Annotated in this window: 16 protein-coding genes; 5 read left to right on the top strand and 11 right to left on the bottom strand. The window is 41.3% G+C overall.

Features of this window, described 5'->3' with window-relative positions:
- Nucleotides 1-2: 2 nt before the first annotated feature.
- On the bottom strand, nucleotides 3-1631 hold the full coding sequence (locus J0X13_RS05840; RefSeq protein ID WP_207070486.1) for an acyl-CoA carboxylase subunit beta: 1629 nt from the start codon (nucleotides 1629-1631) through the stop codon (nucleotides 3-5).
- A 64-nt stretch (nucleotides 1632-1695) separates the two neighbouring features.
- Here J0X13_RS05840 and J0X13_RS05835 point away from each other — a divergent pair, with 64 nt between their 5' ends.
- From J0X13_RS05835 to ettA, 3 genes are all read left to right on the top strand, one after another.
- Nucleotides 1696-2679: a Gfo/Idh/MocA family protein gene (locus J0X13_RS05835; protein WP_207070485.1), complete on the top strand. Its 984-nt coding sequence runs from the start codon at nucleotides 1696-1698 to the stop codon at nucleotides 2677-2679.
- 66 nt (nucleotides 2680-2745) lie between these two features.
- Entirely contained in the window at nucleotides 2746-2928 is a 183-nt protein-coding gene (locus J0X13_RS05830; protein ID WP_041801594.1) for a CAL67264 family membrane protein, read from the top strand.
- Nucleotides 2929-2961: 33 nt separating this feature from the next.
- Entirely contained in the window at nucleotides 2962-4653 is a 1692-nt protein-coding gene (gene ettA / locus J0X13_RS05825; RefSeq protein ID WP_207026382.1) for an energy-dependent translational throttle protein EttA, read from the top strand.
- 11 nt (nucleotides 4654-4664) lie between these two features.
- On the opposite strand, the gene J0X13_RS05820 is transcribed toward ettA, so the two are convergent.
- Nucleotides 4665-5348 (bottom strand): hypothetical protein, encoded by a 684-nt coding sequence (locus J0X13_RS05820; protein WP_207070484.1) that lies wholly within the window; start codon nucleotides 5346-5348, stop codon nucleotides 4665-4667.
- 65 nt (nucleotides 5349-5413) lie between these two features.
- The gene (locus J0X13_RS05815; RefSeq protein ID WP_207070483.1) at nucleotides 5414-6211 is read right to left on the bottom strand and encodes an MBL fold metallo-hydrolase; all 798 of its coding nucleotides are present in this window, start codon (nucleotides 6209-6211) and stop codon (nucleotides 5414-5416) included.
- Between the two features lie 168 nt (nucleotides 6212-6379).
- On the opposite strand from J0X13_RS05815, the gene J0X13_RS05810 reads away from it, so the two are divergent.
- Entirely contained in the window at nucleotides 6380-7270 is an 891-nt protein-coding gene (locus J0X13_RS05810) for a DUF8428 domain-containing protein (protein ID WP_207026385.1), read from the top strand.
- A 78-nt stretch (nucleotides 7271-7348) separates the two neighbouring features.
- Here J0X13_RS05810 and fumC read toward each other — a convergent pair whose 3' ends face one another.
- The 8 genes from fumC to J0X13_RS05770 all read right to left on the bottom strand — a co-directional run bounded on the left by fumC (nucleotide 7349) and on the right by J0X13_RS05770 (nucleotide 17238).
- Nucleotides 7349-8746, bottom strand: a complete 1398-nt coding sequence (gene fumC, locus J0X13_RS05805) for a class II fumarate hydratase (RefSeq protein WP_207070482.1) — start codon at nucleotides 8744-8746, stop codon at nucleotides 7349-7351.
- A gap of 496 nt (nucleotides 8747-9242) precedes the next feature.
- Complete coding sequence (locus tag J0X13_RS05800) at nucleotides 9243-11750, bottom strand: TonB-dependent receptor (protein WP_207070481.1); 2508 nt, start codon at nucleotides 11748-11750, stop codon at nucleotides 9243-9245.
- Between the two features lie 101 nt (nucleotides 11751-11851).
- On the bottom strand, nucleotides 11852-12346 hold the full coding sequence (locus J0X13_RS05795) for a hypothetical protein (RefSeq protein WP_207070480.1): 495 nt from the start codon (nucleotides 12344-12346) through the stop codon (nucleotides 11852-11854).
- Between the two features lie 68 nt (nucleotides 12347-12414).
- Nucleotides 12415-12756 carry an arsenate reductase (glutaredoxin) gene (arsC, locus tag J0X13_RS05790; protein ID WP_207070479.1) on the bottom strand — a complete coding sequence of 114 codons (342 nt, stop codon included), beginning with the start codon at nucleotides 12754-12756 and terminating at the stop codon, nucleotides 12415-12417.
- A 10-nt stretch (nucleotides 12757-12766) separates the two neighbouring features.
- A protein-coding gene (gene prfB / locus J0X13_RS05785; RefSeq protein WP_207070478.1) for a peptide chain release factor 2 occupies nucleotides 12767-13868 on the bottom strand; the annotation gives its coding sequence in 2 pieces (ribosomal slippage) (nucleotides 12767-13804 and nucleotides 13806-13868; 1101 coding nt in all).
- Nucleotides 13869-13921: 53 nt separating this feature from the next.
- A complete protein-coding gene (locus tag J0X13_RS05780; protein WP_207070477.1) occupies nucleotides 13922-14779 on the bottom strand; it encodes a transglutaminase-like domain-containing protein in 858 nt (285 codons plus the stop codon).
- Between the two features lie 40 nt (nucleotides 14780-14819).
- A complete protein-coding gene (locus tag J0X13_RS05775) occupies nucleotides 14820-15767 on the bottom strand; it encodes an alpha-E domain-containing protein (protein WP_207070476.1) in 948 nt (315 codons plus the stop codon).
- A 4-nt stretch (nucleotides 15768-15771) separates the two neighbouring features.
- Nucleotides 15772-17238, bottom strand: a complete 1467-nt coding sequence (locus J0X13_RS05770; RefSeq protein WP_207070475.1) for a circularly permuted type 2 ATP-grasp protein — start codon at nucleotides 17236-17238, stop codon at nucleotides 15772-15774.
- Between the two features lie 196 nt (nucleotides 17239-17434).
- Between J0X13_RS05770 and J0X13_RS05765 the strand changes: the two genes are divergently transcribed.
- Nucleotides 17435-19837, top strand: a complete 2403-nt coding sequence (locus tag J0X13_RS05765; protein WP_207070474.1) for a zinc-dependent metalloprotease — start codon at nucleotides 17435-17437, stop codon at nucleotides 19835-19837.
- Nucleotides 19838-19839 lie beyond the last annotated feature (2 nt).

The raw sequence follows: 19839 nt of genomic DNA, 5'->3' as shown, positions 1-19839 counted from the left end.
GATTATACTTGAAGTACGCCCATATTGAACTTTTTCTTGATAGGTGCATGGTTCGCGGCCTCAATGCCCATGGAAATCCATTTACGGGTATCCAATGGATTTATGATGGCATCGGTCCAAAGCCTTGCAGCCGCATAATAGGGTGATATTTGATCGTCGTAGCGCTTTTTAATTTTATCGAATAGCTCTTTTTCCTTTTCGGCATCAACAGGTTTACCGCTTTTCTCCAAACTGGCTTTTTCAATTTGTAAAAGCACTTTGGCAGCCGAATTTCCGCTCATTACCGCAAGTTCGGCACTGGGCCATGCTACGATCAATCGTGGATCATAGGCTTTACCGCACATGGCATAGTTTCCGGCTCCATAACTGTTGCCGATCACAATGGTGAATTTGGGCACTACCGAATTGCTCACGGCATTTACCATTTTGGCACCGTCCTTAATAATGCCACCGTGCTCACTTTTACTGCCCACCATAAAACCAGTAACATCTTGTAAAAAAACAAGAGGAATTTTCTTTTGATTGCAATTGGCGATAAATCGGGTGGCCTTGTCCGCAGAATCTGAATAGATGACACCACCAAATTGCATTTCGCCTTTTTTGGTCTTCACCACTTTTCGTTGATTGGCCACAATGCCCACGGCCCAGCCGTCGATTCGTGCATAGCCCGTTAAAATAGTTTGTCCGTATCCTTCTTTGTATTGCTCAAATTCAGAATCGTCCACCAAACGTTTTATAATTTCAAGCATATCGTATTGGTCACTGCGTGATGCAGGTAACAGTCCAAAAATATCATCGGGGTTTTCTGCTGGTTTTTTCGCCTCGACCCTGTTGAACCCGGCCTTATCAAAATCTCCTATTTTATCTACTATGTTTTTGATTTTGTCCAAGGCATCTTTATCGTCTTTGGCTTTGTAATCGGTTACCCCGCTAATTTCCGAGTGTGTGGTAGCGCCACCCAAGGTTTCATTGTCAATGGATTCCCCAATAGCAGCTTTCACCAAATAACTTCCTGCTAAAAAAATACTTCCTGTTTTGTCCACGATCAAGGCCTCGTCGCTCATAATGGGCAAGTATGCACCCCCAGCAACACAGCTGCCCATTACCGCTGCAATTTGGGTGATGCCCATACTGCTCATTACGGCATTGTTCCTGAAAATGCGGCCAAAATGTTCCTTATCGGGAAATATTTCATCTTGCATGGGCAAGTAAACCCCTGCACTGTCCACCAAATAAATAATCGGGAGCCTGTTTTCTATGGAAATTTCTTGGGCACGTAGATTCTTTTTTCCCGTGATAGGGAACCAAGCCCCTGCTTTTACCGTGGCATCATTGGCAACTACAACACATTGTTTGCCTTGCACATACCCAACCTTTACGACAACACCGCCAGAAGGGCATCCACCATGCTCCTCGTACATATCCTCTCCGGCAAAGGCGCCTATTTCAATGGATTCCGCATCATCGTCCAGTAAATACTCAATACGCTCTCTTGCCGTCATTTTGCCTTTGGCATGGTGTTTTTCAATACGGTTTTTACCACCACCAAGTTTCACTTTTGCCAATTTCCGCTTCAGTTCGGAAAGCTTTAATTTATTTTGATCTTCGTTTTTATTGAAGTTTATATCCATTCTTTTTGAGAATTCATTTTAGTTGGTTAAAGATACGGAGTTATAATTATTACTTTTGGTTTATATGGAAACCAAAATAAGATGGGGCGTTGTAGGCCCAGGAAAAATAGCTAGAAAATTTATCGAAGACCTTCAACTGGTGGAAGATGCCGAAGTTACTTCGGTAGCGTCCCGATCCTTGGAACGGGCACAGGAATTTGCAAAAGAATATGGTGCCAAAAATGCTTTTGGTAGTTACGATGAGCTCTTTGAATCGGGAACAGTGGATGTGGTTTATATTGCCACACCCCATAATTTTCACAAAGATCTATCTGTAAAGGCCTTGGAGAATGGTATTGGTGTTTTGTGCGAAAAACCAATGGGCATCAATAGGGCAGAAGTGATGGAACAGGTAAACGCCTCAAAGAAGCACAATGCTTTTTTGATGGAAGCTATGTGGTCTCGGTTCAATCCTTCGATTCAAAAAGTCAAGCAACTTGTGGATGATGGTGTTGTGGGGGATTTAAAATACATTCACGCTGATTTTGCTTTCTATGCTTTGGACAAAGGTTTGGATTCCAGGTTATTGAACCCTGATTTGGCGTCGGGTAGTATATTGGATATAGGTATTTACCCCATTTTCCTTTCCTATTTGTTGTTGGGCATGCCAGATGAAATCATGGCTACATCAAAATTCCATAAAAACGGTACAGAGCTGCAGACCAGTATGATCTTTGATTATAAAGATGCCCAATCAGTACTCTATAGTGGACTTACAAGCCATTCTAAAATGGAGGCAGAAATATCCGGTACGGCCGGGGAGCTATTCTTGAACCCACGATGGCATGAAGCTGATGGATATATCTTGGTGAAGGATGATGAAAGCAATGAAGTCAGTTTGCCTTTAACGGGTATCGGATATTACTACGAAATACTGGAGGTCCATAAATGTTTGAAGGAAAACAAGATCCAGAGTGATCTATGGTCGCATCAAAACAGCCTTGATTTGTCAGAGTTATTGGACACGGTAAGGAAAAAATGCGGGGTAAGCTTTCCTTTTGAAACATAATCCTTAATAATAACTTTACATTAGACCGATTTTTACGATATTTGAAACTCTTCAGAAATTTATACAATGGGAATGAATAAGAACACAGTGCTGGCCTATGCCACATGGATCATGATTTTGGTTGGTTTGGGAATGATTGCACTTGGAGCTTTTAAATATGATGAAGTAGCAGGATGGGGCTTTGCTGCTGTTGGAATAGGATTTTTTGCCGTAGCTTGGGTTTTCAATGCCCTTAAAGGTAGAGTGTAGCCTCTTTTTCATAAACAATTTAATTTACAGTAAATGTCAGACGATAAGAAAGTCATTTTTTCAATGTCTGGGGTAACCAAAACCTTTAAAACGGCCAATACCCCTGTACTTAAAAATATTTACCTAAGCTTTTTCTACGGAGCCAAAATCGGGATTTTGGGTCTAAACGGTTCGGGTAAGTCCACTTTGTTGAAAATAATCGCAGGCGTGGACAAAAATTATCAGGGTGATGTGGTGTTCTCGCCAGGTTACTCTGTTGGTTATTTGGAGCAAGAGCCACAGTTGGACGAGAACAAGACCGTTCTGGAAGTGGTAAAGGAAGGTGTTGCGGAGACCGTGGCCATTTTGGACGAGTACAACAAAATCAACGATATGTTCGGTTTGCCCGAAGTTTATGAGGACGCCGATAAGATGCAAAAGTTGATGGACAAACAAGCAGCGCTTCAAGATCAAATTGATGCGGCAAATGCTTGGGAACTGGACACAAAATTGGAGATTGCGATGGACGCCCTTCGTACTCCGGAATCCGACAAAAAAATAAGCGTGCTTTCCGGCGGTGAACGCAGAAGGGTAGCCTTGTGCCGTTTGTTGTTGAAAGAGCCCGATGTGTTGTTGCTGGATGAGCCTACGAACCACTTGGATGCCGAATCCGTACATTGGTTGGAACACCATTTGGCACAATATAAAGGAACCGTGATTGCCGTAACGCACGACCGTTATTTCTTGGATAACGTTGCTGGTTGGATTTTGGAACTGGACCGTGGAGAAGGAATTCCATGGAAAGGAAACTATTCCAGTTGGTTGGACCAAAAGGCAAAACGATTGGAGCAAGAAAGCAAACAAGCTTCCAAGCGTCAAAAAACACTGGAACGAGAGCTGGACTGGGTCCGTCAAGGCGCTAAAGGAAGACAGGCAAAACAAAAGGCCCGTTTAAAGAATTATGACAAGCTGCTCAGCCAAGATCAAAAACAAATCGAGGAGAAGTTGGAGATTTACATTCCGAACGGACCTCGTTTGGGTACTAACGTAATTGAGGCCAAGGGCGTGAGCAAAGCTTTTGGGGACAAACTATTATATGAAGACTTAAACTTTAAATTACCACAAGCTGGTATTGTGGGTATTATTGGTCCGAACGGTGCTGGTAAGACCACCATTTTTAAAATGATCATGGGCGAAGAGACCCCGGACAAAGGGGAGTTTATTGTTGGTGAAACTGCAAAGTTGGCCTATGTGGACCAATCTCACTCCAATATCGACCCGGAGAAAACCATCTGGGAAAACTTTAGCGATAGCCAAGAATTGATTATGATGGGAGGGAAGCAGGTGAATTCCCGTGCTTATCTCAGCCGATTTAATTTCTCTGGTAGCGAGCAGAATAAAAAAGTGAGTATGCTCTCTGGTGGTGAGCGTAACCGCCTCCACTTGGCAATGACCTTAAAAGAAGAGGGTAACGTACTGCTTTTGGATGAGCCTACCAATGATTTGGATGTGAACACGCTTCGTGCCTTGGAAGAAGGTTTGGAGAATTTTGCAGGCTGTGCTGTGATCATCTCCCACGACAGATGGTTCTTGGATAGGATTTGTACACACATCCTTGCGTTTGAAGGCGATTCACAGGTGTATTTCTTTGAAGGTTCTTTCTCTGATTACGAAGAGAACAAAAAGAAACGCTTGGGAACGGATATCATGCCCAAGCGTATCAAGTACAAAAAATTGATTCGTTAAAAAAGGAGGAATTATTCTCCGCTGAGATTTTTGATTCCTTCCTCCAATAGTTTTTTGGCTTTCTCCAAATAAGCCTTTTGGTGTGCCGCCAAACTATTTGGGTCTTGGTTGTTACCTGGACTTGAACCGATGGAATTGGAAAGTTCCACCAATTGCTCAATGGCCTGTTCGGCGGATCGGAGTTTATCATCGGCGTGTTTTTCGAACACTTTGATCATTTCCAGTTCCATGGATGCTACCGAAGTTGTTTCGGCAACTTCAGTTTCAGGGTTTTCTTTTTCATCAGAAACCTCCACTTCAACTGTTGCTTCACTGTTTGTAGTTCCAAGCGTACATTGGTCTAAAATGGTAATCAATTCGTTGATTTCGCCCAATGCTTTTTTGGTGAAGAACCTACCGGCTTCCCAGTCAGCGGGTTCAATAGCCTTGTCCAATGTTTCCATGGCATCCAATGTTTTGTTCTTGGCTTTAACGCAAGTGCATTCTGCCATGAATGTTTCACCTTTTTCCAGAGCGGTCAAAGCTCTTTCGGCGTAGTACATTTGGTGCTCAAAATTAGTGGCTTCCATGGCCTTTTTACCATGACTGAGCGCATAAGTTACTTTGGAATAAAAATTATCGCATTGATTAGCGTAGGTAGCTTGTAAGGCAAAAAATATTGCCAAAACTACTAAAACATGGGATTTGGGAGCCATATTCAAGTTTTTTGGTTATTAAGTTTGTTGTTCTAACGAGGAAAACCCGTTATTATTTCATAAGACTAATAATCTTCGGTAGGATACCAGTCCAATTGCACTACCTCAATGTTGGAGTCACCTTCGTTTACTAGGTTTTTGAACTTTTCCACATCACTAACCTCTGGTCTTCCCCTAAAATGATATGGGTATACCTGTTTGGGCTTAAAATCCAATACGGCATCTGCAGCACTTTCCACGGTCATGGTGTAGGGTAGGTTCATACATACAAAGGCTTTGTCAATATTTTCCAAAGCACGCATTTCTGGAATATCTTCTGTATCACCGGAAAAATAGATGCGTTCATCACCAAAGGTGAACACATAACCATTTCCTCTACCCTTTACGTGAAAGTCCTTTGCCTCTTCACGAAGGTTGTACATAGGAATGGCTTTTACGGAAAAACCGGCCATTTCTTTGGTTTCACCATTTTTCATAGCGGTGGTTTTGGACGATAAACCTTCTTCCATTTGCAATTTTACAGCATCGGGAGCAATAATCTGAACTCCTTCCAGATTCAATTCGTTCAGGGTTTCGGGATTAAAGTGGTCGCCGTGCACATCTGTAATAAAAATCATGTCCGGTGATTCTTGACCTTCAAAAGCGGCCTTGCCACCAACAGGGTCTATATATATAGTGTTACCATCCCATTCAATTACCGCAGTGGCATGTTCAATAGGAATAATTTCCGCAGGGGAGGGAGCCTCCATTTCTTCCATTTCGGTCTTCACCTCTGCAGTTTCCTCTTGTTTCTTTTCTTTTTCTTTACATGAAACCAAGATGATCAGTAAGGTGCTGGCAATTAAAAGTATATTTTTTTTCATGGTAATTTCTTTTTTTAAATCCCTTTAAAAATAAGGGATAATGGGCAGAATTATAATTTTTGTCAAGATTATTTTTATCCAAATAATCCAAAAGCGAATCCAATGCGTATATAAACCAAACACGATTGATTAAAAACTATAAACGAGAATCAATTAAAACTAAAAGTTATGACTGAAACAAAAAATAACAATAACGGATTGAAAGTAATTGCCGGTCTGTTGGGTGTAGTTCTTTTGGGAACCATTATTTACACTGTAAGTCTTTATCAAGATAAAAAACAAACCACAAAAGCCCTTACAGAAGAAAAAGAATTAGTTGTAGAGGACTTGAACAACTTGAAGTCTGAATACGACAAAGCTATTTTGGAAAGCAATGCCACTAACGAAGAGTTGGTTGCAGCTAGAGACAACATTGCAAAATACATCGATTCTGTAAGCAGCATGAAAGCTGATATTGCAACACTTTCCCGTTACAGAAGACAAGTAAGCGTTCTTAAGAAAGAAAGAGAACAATTATTAAAGCAAGTTGATTCCTTGACTCAGTCCAACAGCTTGTTGGCCATGCAAAGAGACAGTACTTTTGCTGAATTGGAGCAACAAACTGTTTTCAACGATTCTTTGATCATCCAGAACACGCAATTGGCCGATGCCGTTGAAAAAGGTTCTGCCCTTAACCTAAGCACTATTAGTGTTGATGCGATCAAGGAAAGAAACAGCGGTAAATTGGTTTCTACAAGAAGAGCTAGAGCTACTGATAAGTTCAAAGTTTGTTTTACTATTGCTGATAACGTAATTGCCGAAGCAGGAGACAGAGAATTCTATATTGAAGTTCTTGGACCTCAAGGTAACGTTTTGGGCGAAGGTTTGACTAAAACTACTGAAGAAGGTACTTCCCTAACCTATAGTAAAGGAACCAACTTCTATTATGAAAACGATGCTTTGGATGTTTGTGACTACATAAACAAGCCAAGTGGAGATTTCCAAGATGGAAACTACATGGTAAATGTGTATGACAGCAAATTGAAATTGTTGGGTACTTCCAGCTTCGAATTGAAGTAATAAACACACACTATCACTATACTAAAAAGGCCCGTCCAATTTTGGACGGGCCTTTTTTATGCTTCAATTTTTAGTAGCTTATTTTAAACTGCCTACCATATCCTCAGGTTTTACCCACTCATCATATTCTTCTGGGGTTACATAACCAAGGTTAATGGCCTCTTCTCTGAGCGTGGTGCCATTTTTATGCGCCGTGTTGGCAATCTCGGCGGCTTTGTAGTAGCCGATTTTGGTATTCAAGGCTGTCACCAACATCAACGAGTTGTTCAATAAGGTTTTAATGGTATCGTAGTTTGGCTCGATACCAGAAGCACAGTTTACATCAAAACTGACACAAGCATCCCCGATCAATTGGGCAGATTGCAAAATATTGGCAGCCATAACGGGTTTAAAGACATTAAGCTCGTAATGACCCTGAGTACCTCCAACGCCAATGGCCACGTCGTTCCCCATCACCTGTGCACATACCATGGTCATAGCCTCACATTGTGTCGGGTTTACTTTGCCCGGCATTATGGAACTTCCAGGTTCGTTGGCAGGAATAATGATTTCTCCGATTCCAGAACGCGGACCAGAAGCCATCATTCGGATGTCGTTGGCAATTTTATTCAAGGAAACCGCCAATTGCTTCAACGCACCGTGGCTTTCCACAATTGCATCGTGTGCCGCTAAGGCTTCAAACTTATTTTCAGCCGTAATAAAAGGTTTTCCGGTAAATTCAGAAATGTACTTGGCCACAAGCACATCGTATCCTTTGGGTGTGTTCAAACCTGTACCCACAGCGGTTCCCCCAAGAGCAAGCTCGCTCAAATGTGCCAAGGTGTTTTTTAAAGCTTTCAGGCCATGGTCCAATTGTGAAACGTAACCCGAAAACTCTTGTCCCAAGGTCAGGGGAGTGGCATCCATTAAGTGGGTTCTTCCAATCTTCACCACATCTTTGAACTCTTCTGATTTTTTCTGCAACGTATTTCGCAACTGCTCTACACCGGGAATAGTTACTTCTACTATTTTTTTGTAAGCGGCAATGTGCATTCCCGTTGGGAAAGTGTCGTTGGAAGATTGACTCTTGTTCACATCGTCATTCGGTTGAATGGTTTTTTCACCTTCTCCAATTTTTTTGCCAGCAATTTCATGTGCGCGATTGGCAATTACCTCGTTCACGTTCATATTGCTCTGCGTACCTGAGCCAGTTTGCCAGATGACCAAAGGGAACTGGTCATCGTGCTTACCTTCGAGTATTTCATCGCAAACCTGTGCAATAAGGTCTCTTTTTTCTTGGCTTAGCACACCCAGTTCGTGATTGGTATAGGCCGCGGCCTTTTTTAAATAAGCAAATCCGTACACCACATCCAAGGGCATGGATGCCGGAGCACCAATTTTAAAGTTGTTTCGGGAACGTTCGGTTTGGGCGCCCCAATATTTATCGGCGGGTACTTTTACCTCGCCCATGGTGTCTTTTTCAATCCTGAAACTCATAGTTTAAAATTTTGTCCTACAAAGGTAGGATATAGGGCATTTATATGGTAGTTGATGAGGATAAATACACTTTTTTTGTCTATCTATTTGCTTTTTTTGATAAGAAGAAAGTATCTTTGTTAAAACAAAAGGAGTAAAGATGTTCGAATTTGACCAATATTTAGGGTTTTTAGCTTTTCTAACAATTTTGACAATCGGTTTTTGGTTGATGATATTCCTATTGACCTTTGTAGTACCTTACTGGTTGATTGGTAACCTAAGGGAAATGATGAAAGAAAGAAAAGAGGCGAAACGCGCCCAACTAGAAGAATAAGATATACGAAAAGAAGCCAAATTTGGCTTCTTTTTTATTTTCGATCTGTTTATAAAATTAGTTTTCATTGATTTAAATGGAGACTATTTTTTTTGCCCAGATTCATTACTTAATGTGGAATTATAAAAAAAAGCAGCCACTATATGGGCTGCTTTTTCTATTTAAGTCTTGGGAAAAATTTCTCTAAAATTGTCCTTCTTCATAATCATCTTGCCTGTCTGGTCGTCCACGTTTTTTCTGTTCGTTGATACGATAGATAAATGAAACTCTTATCTGTCGTTGCCTCCATTGGAATTCACTGTTCTGATCATAAAAATCTGTAGTTGTGAACGAGCTTCTTTTTCTAGAGTTCAAAAGGTCCTGAACATTTAAGGAAATGGTGGCATTATCATTTAGAAGGTCTTTACTAAATGCTAGATTAATAGATAAAATGCCGTCTGAACGCCCTTGGACCTCATCAGATGCACCACGGTAAAAAGCATTGGTCTGCCAATCAATTTTCCAAGGTAATGTAACTTTGGAGCTAAAACGTCCAAACCAACTATTATTGGATTGACTATAGTCAACTCCATTGAATTCACCATCAAGACTGAACTTGAAAAAATTAAGGCTTCCATTTAAACGTAGCCATTTAAAAGGATTATACAGAAGGCCCAGTTCGGCACCTGTTCTGTTATTGGTTGCCAAATTAAACGGAATGTTACGTACTACCTCTACTTGAGAGCCTCCCGGACCAGTAATGAATACCTGTTCCTGAACTCTTTGAAATGCATCGGTTTCCCTCTGGTAATAGACAGATGAAGTCAGGGTCATTTTACCCCATCTCTTTAAATATCCCAGATCAAATGCATTTGAAAATGCAGGTCGTAAGTTGGGGTTACCCTGAAAAATATTCGTTCTACTGCTTCTGGAAGGAAAGGGATTCAAGAACCATCCTCTAGGACGATTGATCCTCCTGTTATATCCCAAAGAAACATTCTCTGTTTCGCTAAACTCATATATGAGGTTAACGGTAGGAAAGAGACCGGTATAGGTATTGTCGAAATCAGTGTCTATTGGAAATGAAAATTCTTCCTGCAGCTCCTCCTCGGTAAGTTCGGATTCTATTTTACCCTTTAGTTGGGTACTTTCCATTCTAAGGCCCAATAGAAAATTGAAAGAACCAAATTTTGATCCATATTGTGAATATAGTGCGTGCACATTTTGAGTGTAATCAAAAATATTCGTTTGGTTCACGTTGAGTTCAAGAATGCCGCTTGCGTTTTCTTGAAGTAGGCGGTAATCTGTAACCTCATTTTCAAAGTTCCCTCGATAGCCCGCTTCAAATTGAGAGTCCTTACCAAATGGTAAGACATAGTCACTTTGTATTAAATATTCCGTTTGATCCTGCGTTTCAAAAGTTTCTTCCCTTGGAATATTAATATCCGTATTATCGGTGTTATTGTAGCGAACAGGTTCCGATATAAAACCATTTTGTTCTTCAGAATCTACGGCATATTGAAAGTCTGCTGTCAATACCTGTCCATCTTCATCAAACCGATTAATGTAGTTAAGCGATATCTGGTGGGTCCTATCTTTCTCAGTTTCAAGCTCACTTCTTGTTGTACCTACCTGAGGATTATTGGCCAATAGATAATCGTTGGCGTTGGTGGTAAGATCTTCGTCACTTCCTCCTCTGAAAAAATACGAAGCGGTAATGGAAGATTGTTTATTGAAGAAATACTCCATTCCAAAGTTGGTGTTGATGCCGCGATTTATTCGGTCATAATTTCGATCCTCGATATTCCTGTCATAGGCAATACTGTCCAAAAAGGCATCCTGTCTAGGGTCAAAATATCTAGTATCAAAAAATCCGTTACCGGGCCCTTCTCTATATCGGTAACCAATTGTAGTGAAAAAATTGAACTTGTCGGTTCTGAGGTTGGCATTGGCGGTGATACCTCCATTGGTCGGATGACCTGCGTATACGTTAACAGAACCATTAAAACCAAGGGTCTTTTCCCTTTTTAAAACAATATTCAATATACCCGCAGTACCTTCGGCATCATATCGGGCAGATGGACTGGTGATAACCTCTACCTTTTCTATGGCATCCGCAGGTAGTTGTTGGAGTGCTTCCGTGGATCCAAAACCTGCAAGTGCAGAAGGTTTACCATTGATAAGTATACGAACATTTTCGTTTCCACGAAGGCTGATGGCGCCATCAATATCAACATTAACAGAAGGTACGTTGCTAAGAGCGTCGCTTATTGTTGCTCCGCTGGTAGTAAGGTCTTTGCCAATATTATAGATTTTCTTGTCCAAACGAACCTCGACCGTGGTTTTTTCCCCAACTACTTCAACTTCGGCCAACTGTGCCACATCCGGTGATAATGAAATAGATCCCAGATCGGTATCGGAATTATAAGTTTGGCCTTGAAGCGTGTATGTTTTGTACGATATGAACTCAACACTGATGTTATAGGTGCCAGGATTGGCCTCTACCTCAAAATTTCCCGAAAGATCTGTTATCCCTCCAGTGACCTGGTCAGGGTTTTCCGCACTTTGCAATACAAATGTGGCATATTCCAGAGGCTGCCCGGAATCTGAATCTACTACCTTTCCCGAAATTGTAATGGGTTTTTGTTGTTGCGCTGTTCCTTGAAAAATGGAGAGAGTCAAAAATAATATCGGGATGATTATCCTATGCATAGTTTGATTTTTACTATGCAAAAATTGGGGGAAAATAAGAGGGTAAGAAATATTTATCCCTCAACAACATATTTGATCCTGCGAATGACCTTAAAGAATTGTTAATCCTTATTCTTTTTATTCTTTTTCCGCTTCTTTTTCTTTGTGGCCTTGAAACGGTTTTCCTGTAGCTCCATAAAGGCATTGAATTTTTCTTCTGACAGGCCGGCCTTAAGTTCCGCGTCTTGCCTTCTTTTGATTTTTTCCACCTCGGACTTCATTTTTAGAGGTTCCAGTTGCAAAATTTGAAGTTCGATCCTTTGTTGAACGGATTGCACCAAAGTTGTACGAACAACGGCTTGTTCAAAAGGGTCGAGTTCCAAAGCTTCAGTTATTGAGGGCATTTGCTCATCCACAATTTCTTCCGCGGTAGGTGGAGTTTCTTCCTTTTGGTTATCTACAGGCCCTGCTTGTGGAATAGCAGTTCGTCCTCGGCCATATAGACTGCGAGATCCATATCCATAAGGAGAACCATAACCATATTGGGCGGACACCTCACCAATGGCAAACACACCGATTAATAAGCTTATAAAAAACAGAGTTTGCGTAGTTTTCATGGGGTAAATATAATGTTTAGGTTTGATTAATTGCCCAGTTCATTGTTAAATCTAACTGGTTATCAGAATTATAGCAAACTTGAAATATTCTCGGGAGGTCTTCCCACAACTGCCTTTTTGCCATGTACCACAATGGGCCGCTCAATTAACTTTGGGTTTTCAGCCATCGCGCTGATCACTTGATCGTCCGTCAATGTTTTCCCTTTGAATTTTTCCTTCCAAATGGCTTCGGTTTTACGGACCAGGTCAATTGGGGCGATTCCCAAATATTCGATCAACGTCTTAATTTCTTCTTTGCTTGGTACATCATCCAAGTATTTTACAACTTCGAATTCCTTTCCCGATTTCTCCAAGATGGCCAATCCTTCCCTGGATTTTCGGCATCGTGGGTTATGATATATTTTAATCATGATTATAATTTTATTCTTGTTCTTCTTTCTGTCCCATCATCATCAAGTATGCTTTTAAAAATGCATCCAAGTCTCCATCCATTACAGCGTCTACATTACCTGTTTCCTCGCCTGTACGCACATCCTTTACCAATTTATAGGGGTGCATCACATAATTTCGGATTTGTGAACCCCATTCAATTTTCATTTTAGAAGATTCGATTTCCGCACGGGCCTCTTGTTTTTTCCGAAGCTCTATTTCGTATAGCTGCGATTTCAACATTTTCATGGCTGTGGCCCTGTTATCGTGTTGTGAGCGAGAATCGGAACAGGAAATTTGGATTCCTGTTGGTTTGTGCAACAATTGTACCTTGGTCTCTACTTTATTCACGTTTTGCCCTCCAGCTCCGCTTGACCGTGCTGTGGTTATCTCAATATCCGAGGGATTCACTTCGATTTCGATACTATCGTCCACTAACGGATACACATAAACAGAGGCGAAAGAGGTGTGTCTCTTGGCATTGCTGTCAAAAGGCGAGATGCGTACCAATCTATGGACCCCGTTTTCACCCTTGAGCCATCCAAAGGCATACTCACCCTCAATTTCGAGGGTTACCGTCTTTATTCCAGCTACATCGCCTTCTTGGTAGTTGAGTTCCTTGATTTTGTAACCGTTCTTTTCGGCCCACATCATATACATTCGCATTAGCATAGAGGCCCAGTCACAACTTTCGGTACCACCAGCTCCTGCGGTAATTTGAAGCACGGCAGTAAGCTCATCACCTTCATCCGAGAGCATGTTTCGGAACTCCAATTTTTCAATGGCAGCTGATGCTTTGTCGAACTGTTTGGTGACCTCCTCCTCGGAAACCTCGTCGGCTTGTTGAAACTCCATAAGTACTTCCAGGTCGCCGATCAATGTTTTAGCTTCCTCAAAGTCTTCCACCCATTTTTTTTTGGATTTGATGGATTGCATTTGTTTTTGGGCTTCTTGTGGATTGTCCCAAAAACCTGGAGCAAGGGTTTTTTCTTCCTCATTCTCTATTTCAATAAGTTTGGCATCAATGTCAAAGATACCTCCTTAACGCACCAAGGCGCTCAATAAGATCTTTTTGCTGATCTGTGGTTACCATGTAATGTATTTTGGGTAAAAATAAGTTTCTTTCTGCAGAATACCTTAGGTATTTTACTGTTGTTGTGCGGCTTTTACCGACACCGAATATTCCGTTTCGTTTTTGCCCAGTGTATACACGACTCCTTTTAAAGGGGCACAATCGGTGTAGTCCTTTCCATGACAGACCTTTATGTGGTTCTGGTTGGCCAAAACGTTGTTTGTGGGATCAAAACCTACCCAACCAACGTTGGGTACAAAGGCTTCGGCCCAGGCATGCATCTGTGAATCCCCAAAAAAACCGTGCCCTTGATGTAAATAACCGGATACATATCTGGCCGGAACCCCATGATGTTTGGCTATGGCGCAGAATAAATGGGTGAAATCCTGACAAACGCCATGTCGGTTTTCTATGATTTCGTCCAAATTGGTATTGACATCCGTGACCCCGGTTTTAAAGTACAAATGACCATACACCCAGCGATTGAGGTCAGTCAAGTTTTCAAAAATTGATTTTTTGGAATCGAAGGCGTAAATGGACTTATGCTCTTCGAGCAATTGAGTGAAACTCGTTTTTCTAAGGTAAGGTTCGTAATCGACCCTAAAATCCAAGCTATCCACTAATTTTCGTTCTTCATCAATGTCCAAGGGCAGATCAAAATCGAACGGATTGACCTCTTTTTTAGTGAGTTTAAAGTGAGCATTGAACTTAATATGGTCCAACACTTTTTTGGAACGTACCTGCACGGTTTTAAATCCCAGGCCATTTTCGGAAACGCTGTTGTTTTCGTCAAGATCGTTCTCAAAATGCCAATAGGTAAGTTCTTGGGTATCATTCTCTTCCGGGATGATTAAAAACTGCCAGAATGCCTCGTTCAACCCTTTTTCATAAGAGTTTCGAGTATCATAATCTATTTCATATTCATACAGCATCTAGGTGAATTTCAATCGGGCCAAGGTACTCAAAAAAGGATCAGTAATTGAAGAATTCTTTCTCCATGCTTTCACTAATTTTGAACATCTTATTAAGAATCATGTCCAAGTTTCCTTGGATATCCTCCAATATTTCATCGATCTGTTTAAATTGAAACTCTGCTTTGACTTTTCCAACCAAAAATGCTGTGGAACTTTGGGAGTACTCCACCTTTTTGTCGATTTCTAAAATATGCTTGTGAACTTGGTTGATGCAATTCATGAACGATCTTGGGCATTTGCCGTTCAATAGTAAAAACTCCAATGTAGATGTCCCATTGGGAGTTTTTTTGTACAACCTTCGCATCATATCATAGGATTCGGCACATTTTAACAAAGTGCTCCATTCATAACTATTGCCGATAGGATCTTTGTAGCTTCCTTTGGCCATGAGGGCATCGTTGTATTTGGTATTGATGATACGGGTGATCTGGATGGCCCTTTCGATGTTCACGCCCATCATGATGATGGCATAAACTTCATCGTGTAACAAAGTACCCCTAATTTTACCACGTAAAACGGCTGTCATTTCCGTAATGTTCATGGTAAAATCATACAAGTTGGTTTTAACGTAGGTATCCGTGTGGTAATTCATCACAAAGTGATAAAACTTGTTCAAACTTTCATACAGCTCTGTTGATATCAAATCACGGGAACTATTCGCGTTTTCTCTGGCAATTTTTATGCTACTGATAATGGAGTAGGGCTTAGCGGGGTTTAGTCCCAAATCAAACAACACCGCTTCTTCATTAAGTTCCTTTTGCGGATCGGAAACGGGGTCGCCGACCATGAACAACATGGATTGTAACACAAAATCCCGCGAATGTGAAAGCTGGTTCGGAGCATCTAATGATGAAAAATAGTTCACGTTCATAAAACGAGCGATGTGTTCGGCACGTTCTATGTATCTACCCATCCAAAATAGGTTATTGGCAACTCTTGCAAGCATATGATTATTGTTTTAGGACCCACGTATCTTTGGAACCGCCTCCTTGGGAGGAGTTCACAATCAAATTTCCTTCTTTCAGGGCTACGCGGGTAAGCCCTCCTTTTAATACAAATTGTTCGTCTTTGCCCATCACAGTGAATGTCCTTAGATCAACATGGCGTTGCTCAAAGGATTCCTTTTGGTCTATATATGTTGGGTGTACGGATAGCGACATAATGGGCTGGGCCACATATTTACGGGGATTCGCCTTGACCTCGGATTTTACGCGTTCAATTTCATCCTTGGTTAATCGATTACCAATGGAAATACCGTATCCTCCTGCCTCATCAACGGGTTTTATAACCAAGTCCTTTATATTATCGAGCACATACTGCAATTCCTTAGGTCGACTACAATGGTAGGTATGTACATTTTTGAGTATCGGCTCCTCGTTCAAATAATATTTAATGATGTCCGGCATGTAAGTGTAAATGGCCTTATCGTCCGCTACACCCGTTCCAGGGGCATTGGCAAGGGTAACGTTGCCCTTGCGATATGCAGCAAAAATTCCAGGCACACCCAAAGCAGAGTCAGGATTAAATTCCATGGGATCAAGGAACAGGTCGTCAATCCTACGGTAAACCACATCTACACGAACAGGGCCTTGGGTGGTTTTCATGTAGACAAAATCATTTTCAACAAAGAGGTCACGTCCCTCAACCAATTCGACCCCCATGGCTTTCGCCAAATAGGAATGTTCGTAATATGCCGAGTTGAACATTCCCGGTGTTATGACCACGGTTACGGGGGAATCTACCCCATGTGGCTTTGCGGTTTCCAACAAGTGCAAAAGATTTTCTGCATAATCGGTTACCGAGTGGGTCTTATAATGGTTGAAAACCCCGAAAAGCGCCCTTTTTAAGGCAGTTCTGTTACAAATCACGTAGCTTACTCCGGAAGGACAACGTATATTATCTTCCAACACATAATAATTGCCATCCGAATGTTTTATAATGTCCGTACCCGAAATATGGTTATAGATCTTGTTTGGCGGGTCCACATTCATCATTTGATGAAGATAGTTGGGTGAAGAACTTAACAGCTCAATGGGCACCACTTTGTCTTTCACTATTTTCTTATCGTGATAAACGTCCCATAAGAAATGATTTAGCGCAATATTACGTTGTATAGCTCCCTTTTCGATAATTTCCCACTCCTCTGAGGTAATAATTCTTGGGAAAAGGTCGAAAGGGAAAATTTTCTCCTGACTTTGTTTGTTGCCATAAACTTGAAAGGTGATACCTTGGTTAAAAAAGGATGATTTTGCTTTATTGTTGAGGGAGACATAGTCGTCTATAGACCTTGTGCCATAAAGATCTAAAAGCTTTTGGTAGCCCGACTTGACCCCTCCATTTTCATCAAAGACCTCATCATACAATCCCTCTTTTTTAACGTAACTGGAAAAGATAGATTTATCCTCGGATGTACCCATATTGTTTTTCTTTTAATATAGGCAATTCATTTGGCTTTACAGGTTAACATTATTCAAAAATCAGCATGTTATAGAAAAGAATGTTCAAAAATCCGCTTCAAATTTTATCAAATTACGGTTTAATCGAATAGGAGATTTTTCAAGGGGTTATTTAAAATGATTTCCATAATTTTAAAGGCAATATTTCAACCAGATTATGAAGAACACGACTACACTCATCGCATTATTTTATTTTGTATGCTCCTCATTGGGGGCCCAAACATTTGAAAAAGCCAAGGATTTTCAAAAGTTCAATGGCTATTTTAATTTTTATTATGACGACTCCACAGATAAAATCTACCTCCAGGTTGATGATTTGGGAAAGGAATTTTTATACGTGTATGCATTGAGCAGCGGTATAGGAAGTAATGATATAGGACTAGATCGCGGACAATTGGGCAATGAGCAAGTGGTTTTCTTCCGTAAAGCAGGGAAAAAACTACTATTGGTTCAGCCTAACTTGGATTATAGGGCGATCACCAACAACGATTTGGAAAGAAAATCAGTAGAGCAAGCCTTTGCCAAGTCCATTTTGCACGGTTTTGAGATTGTGGAAGAGTCCAAAGGCAGTTACCTCATAGACTTCACCGACTTTTTAATGCGTGATGCCCATGGTGTTTCCAACCGATTAAAACGAGCTAAACAAGGTACTTATAGTTTGGACAAGTCCAAAAGTGCATGGGCTTTTGAACGTACCAAGGCGTTTCCTAAAAATGTGGAGTTCGATGTAACACTTACTTTTAAAGGTGAACCACAAGGCGCTTGGATTCGCTCGGTAACCCCAACACCTAGTTTGGTAACCGTTGCACAGCACCATTCCCTTGTTGAGCTGCCAGACGATAAATTTGAAAAACGTCTTTTTGATCCACGCAGTGGAGGATATCCTTTTTCTTATTACGATTATGCCACACCAGTGCAAGAATCTTTGGTGAAGCGATTTATAAGAAGACACCGATTAAAAAAGAAAGATCCGAACGCCGAAGTCAGTGAAGCGGTTGAACCGATCATTTATTATTTGGACAATGGTACACCGGAACCCGTGCGTTCAGCTTTGTTGGAAGGTGGGAAATGGTGGAATCAAGCCTTTGAAGCAGCAGGTTACAAGGATGCATTCCAAATGAAAATACTTCCTGATGATGCCGACCCCTTGGATGTGCGTTACAATGTGGTGCAATGGGTGCACCGTTCCACAAGGGGATGGAGTTACGGCGCCAGTGTGGTAGATCCAAGAACGGGAGAAATTCTAAAAGGGCATGTTAGTTTGGGCAGCTTGCGTATCCGTCAGGATTTTATGATTGCCCAAGCGCTAATGAACAAGCCCTTCGAGGAAAGGGACGATAATTATGAACCTATGTTGGAATTGGCATTGGCCAGAATCCGTCAGCTTTCCGCACACGAAATAGGACATACATTGGGATTCGCCCATAATTTTGCAGCAAGTACCAACAATAGGGCATCTGTAATGGATTACCCACACCCACAGTTTGAGTTGGAAGGTGGTGAAATCAGTTTTGACAATGCTTATGATACAGGAATAGGGGAGTGGGATAAGGTAACCGTAGCCTATGCCTATTCCGATTTTCCAAATGGCACCAATGAACAAGATGCGCTGAATGCGATTTTAAAAAAGGCACAGGACGATGGGTTACGGTATATTTCCGATCAAGATGCCCGACCAAAAGGTGGCGCTCATCTATTGGCCCACTTATGGGACAACGGAAAAAGTGCTAGTCAGGAATTGGACGACATGTTGGAAATACGGAAAAAAGCTATTGCAAACTTTTCCATAGACAATGTTAGGACAGGTGAAGCTTATTCTGTTTTGGAAGATGTTTTTGTCCCTATCTATTTCTTCCATAGGTACCAGACCGAAGCGGTATCCAAAGTTATTGGTGGTTTGGATTACAATTATGCTGTTAAAGCTGGTGGGCAAACCCCTGTGGTGCCCGTCGACGAAGCTGTTCAGGAAGCAGCAATGGAAGCCATCTTAAAAACATTGGATGCCGAGGTTATTGCCATACCAAAGGACAAGCTTGATCTTTTCCCGCCAAGAGCCGTTGGTTTCGGTCGTTCCAGGGAATCCTTTAAAGGAAGAACAGGTGTTAGTTTTGATGCCCTTTCAGCTGCAGAAACAGCGGCAGATATGACCTTGGAACTTTTGCTTCATCCAGAGCGTGCATCTAGGTTGATCCAGCAAAAAAGTCTGGACAAAAACCAAATGGGTCTAAAAGAAGTATTGGAGGAGACCATTAAAGGTACTTTTGACCTTTCTCACCGTGATGATTACGAAGAAGAAGTACAGCATACCATCAATTTTAGAGTTCTTTACCACATTATGAATTTGGCGGCCCACAATGATGTGCATCCCCAAGTGAATGCTATTGCCAATGAGGCTTTGAACAATCTAAAAACCCAATTGTTGAACGATGGTAAAAACGCGGTAGCAGCAGAAATGGTTAAAAGAATCGATGCATTTATGAAGAAGCCTTCTGAATTTAAATTGATACCTGTTGAAAAAATTCCTGATGGTTCACCTATTGGGATGGACTGCATGGACTAAAA

The organism is [Muricauda] lutisoli (nom. illeg.), from assembly GCF_017313105.1.
In the GTDB taxonomy this organism is placed as follows: Bacteria; Bacteroidota; Bacteroidia; order Flavobacteriales; family Flavobacteriaceae; genus Flagellimonas; species Flagellimonas lutisoli.
This window is presented reverse-complemented; position numbering and strand designations above follow the sequence as displayed.

Excerpts from the sequence above, each read along its gene's own strand:
- J0X13_RS05840 (WP_207070486.1), bottom strand. The coding sequence starts at position 1,631 with ATGGATATAAACTTCAATAAAAACGAAGATCAAAATAAATTAAAGCTT.
- J0X13_RS05835 (WP_207070485.1), top strand. The coding sequence starts at position 1,696 with ATGGAAACCAAAATAAGATGGGGCGTTGTAGGCCCAGGAAAAATAGCT.
- J0X13_RS05830 (WP_041801594.1), top strand. The coding sequence starts at position 2,746 with ATGGGAATGAATAAGAACACAGTGCTGGCCTATGCCACATGGATCATG.
- ettA (WP_207026382.1), top strand. The coding sequence starts at position 2,962 with ATGTCAGACGATAAGAAAGTCATTTTTTCAATGTCTGGGGTAACCAAA.
- J0X13_RS05820 (WP_207070484.1), bottom strand. The coding sequence starts at position 5,348 with ATGGCTCCCAAATCCCATGTTTTAGTAGTTTTGGCAATATTTTTTGCC.
- J0X13_RS05815 (WP_207070483.1), bottom strand. The coding sequence starts at position 6,211 with ATGAAAAAAAATATACTTTTAATTGCCAGCACCTTACTGATCATCTTG.
- J0X13_RS05810 (WP_207026385.1), top strand. The coding sequence starts at position 6,380 with ATGACTGAAACAAAAAATAACAATAACGGATTGAAAGTAATTGCCGGT.
- fumC (WP_207070482.1), bottom strand. The coding sequence starts at position 8,746 with ATGAGTTTCAGGATTGAAAAAGACACCATGGGCGAGGTAAAAGTACCC.
- J0X13_RS05800 (WP_207070481.1), bottom strand. The coding sequence starts at position 11,750 with ATGCATAGGATAATCATCCCGATATTATTTTTGACTCTCTCCATTTTT.
- J0X13_RS05795 (WP_207070480.1), bottom strand. The coding sequence starts at position 12,346 with ATGAAAACTACGCAAACTCTGTTTTTTATAAGCTTATTAATCGGTGTG.
- arsC (WP_207070479.1), bottom strand. The coding sequence starts at position 12,756 with ATGATTAAAATATATCATAACCCACGATGCCGAAAATCCAGGGAAGGA.
- J0X13_RS05780 (WP_207070477.1), bottom strand. The coding sequence starts at position 14,779 with ATGCTGTATGAATATGAAATAGATTATGATACTCGAAACTCTTATGAA.
- J0X13_RS05775 (WP_207070476.1), bottom strand. The coding sequence starts at position 15,767 with ATGCTTGCAAGAGTTGCCAATAACCTATTTTGGATGGGTAGATACATA.
- J0X13_RS05770 (WP_207070475.1), bottom strand. The coding sequence starts at position 17,238 with ATGGGTACATCCGAGGATAAATCTATCTTTTCCAGTTACGTTAAAAAA.
- J0X13_RS05765 (WP_207070474.1), top strand. The coding sequence starts at position 17,435 with ATGAAGAACACGACTACACTCATCGCATTATTTTATTTTGTATGCTCC.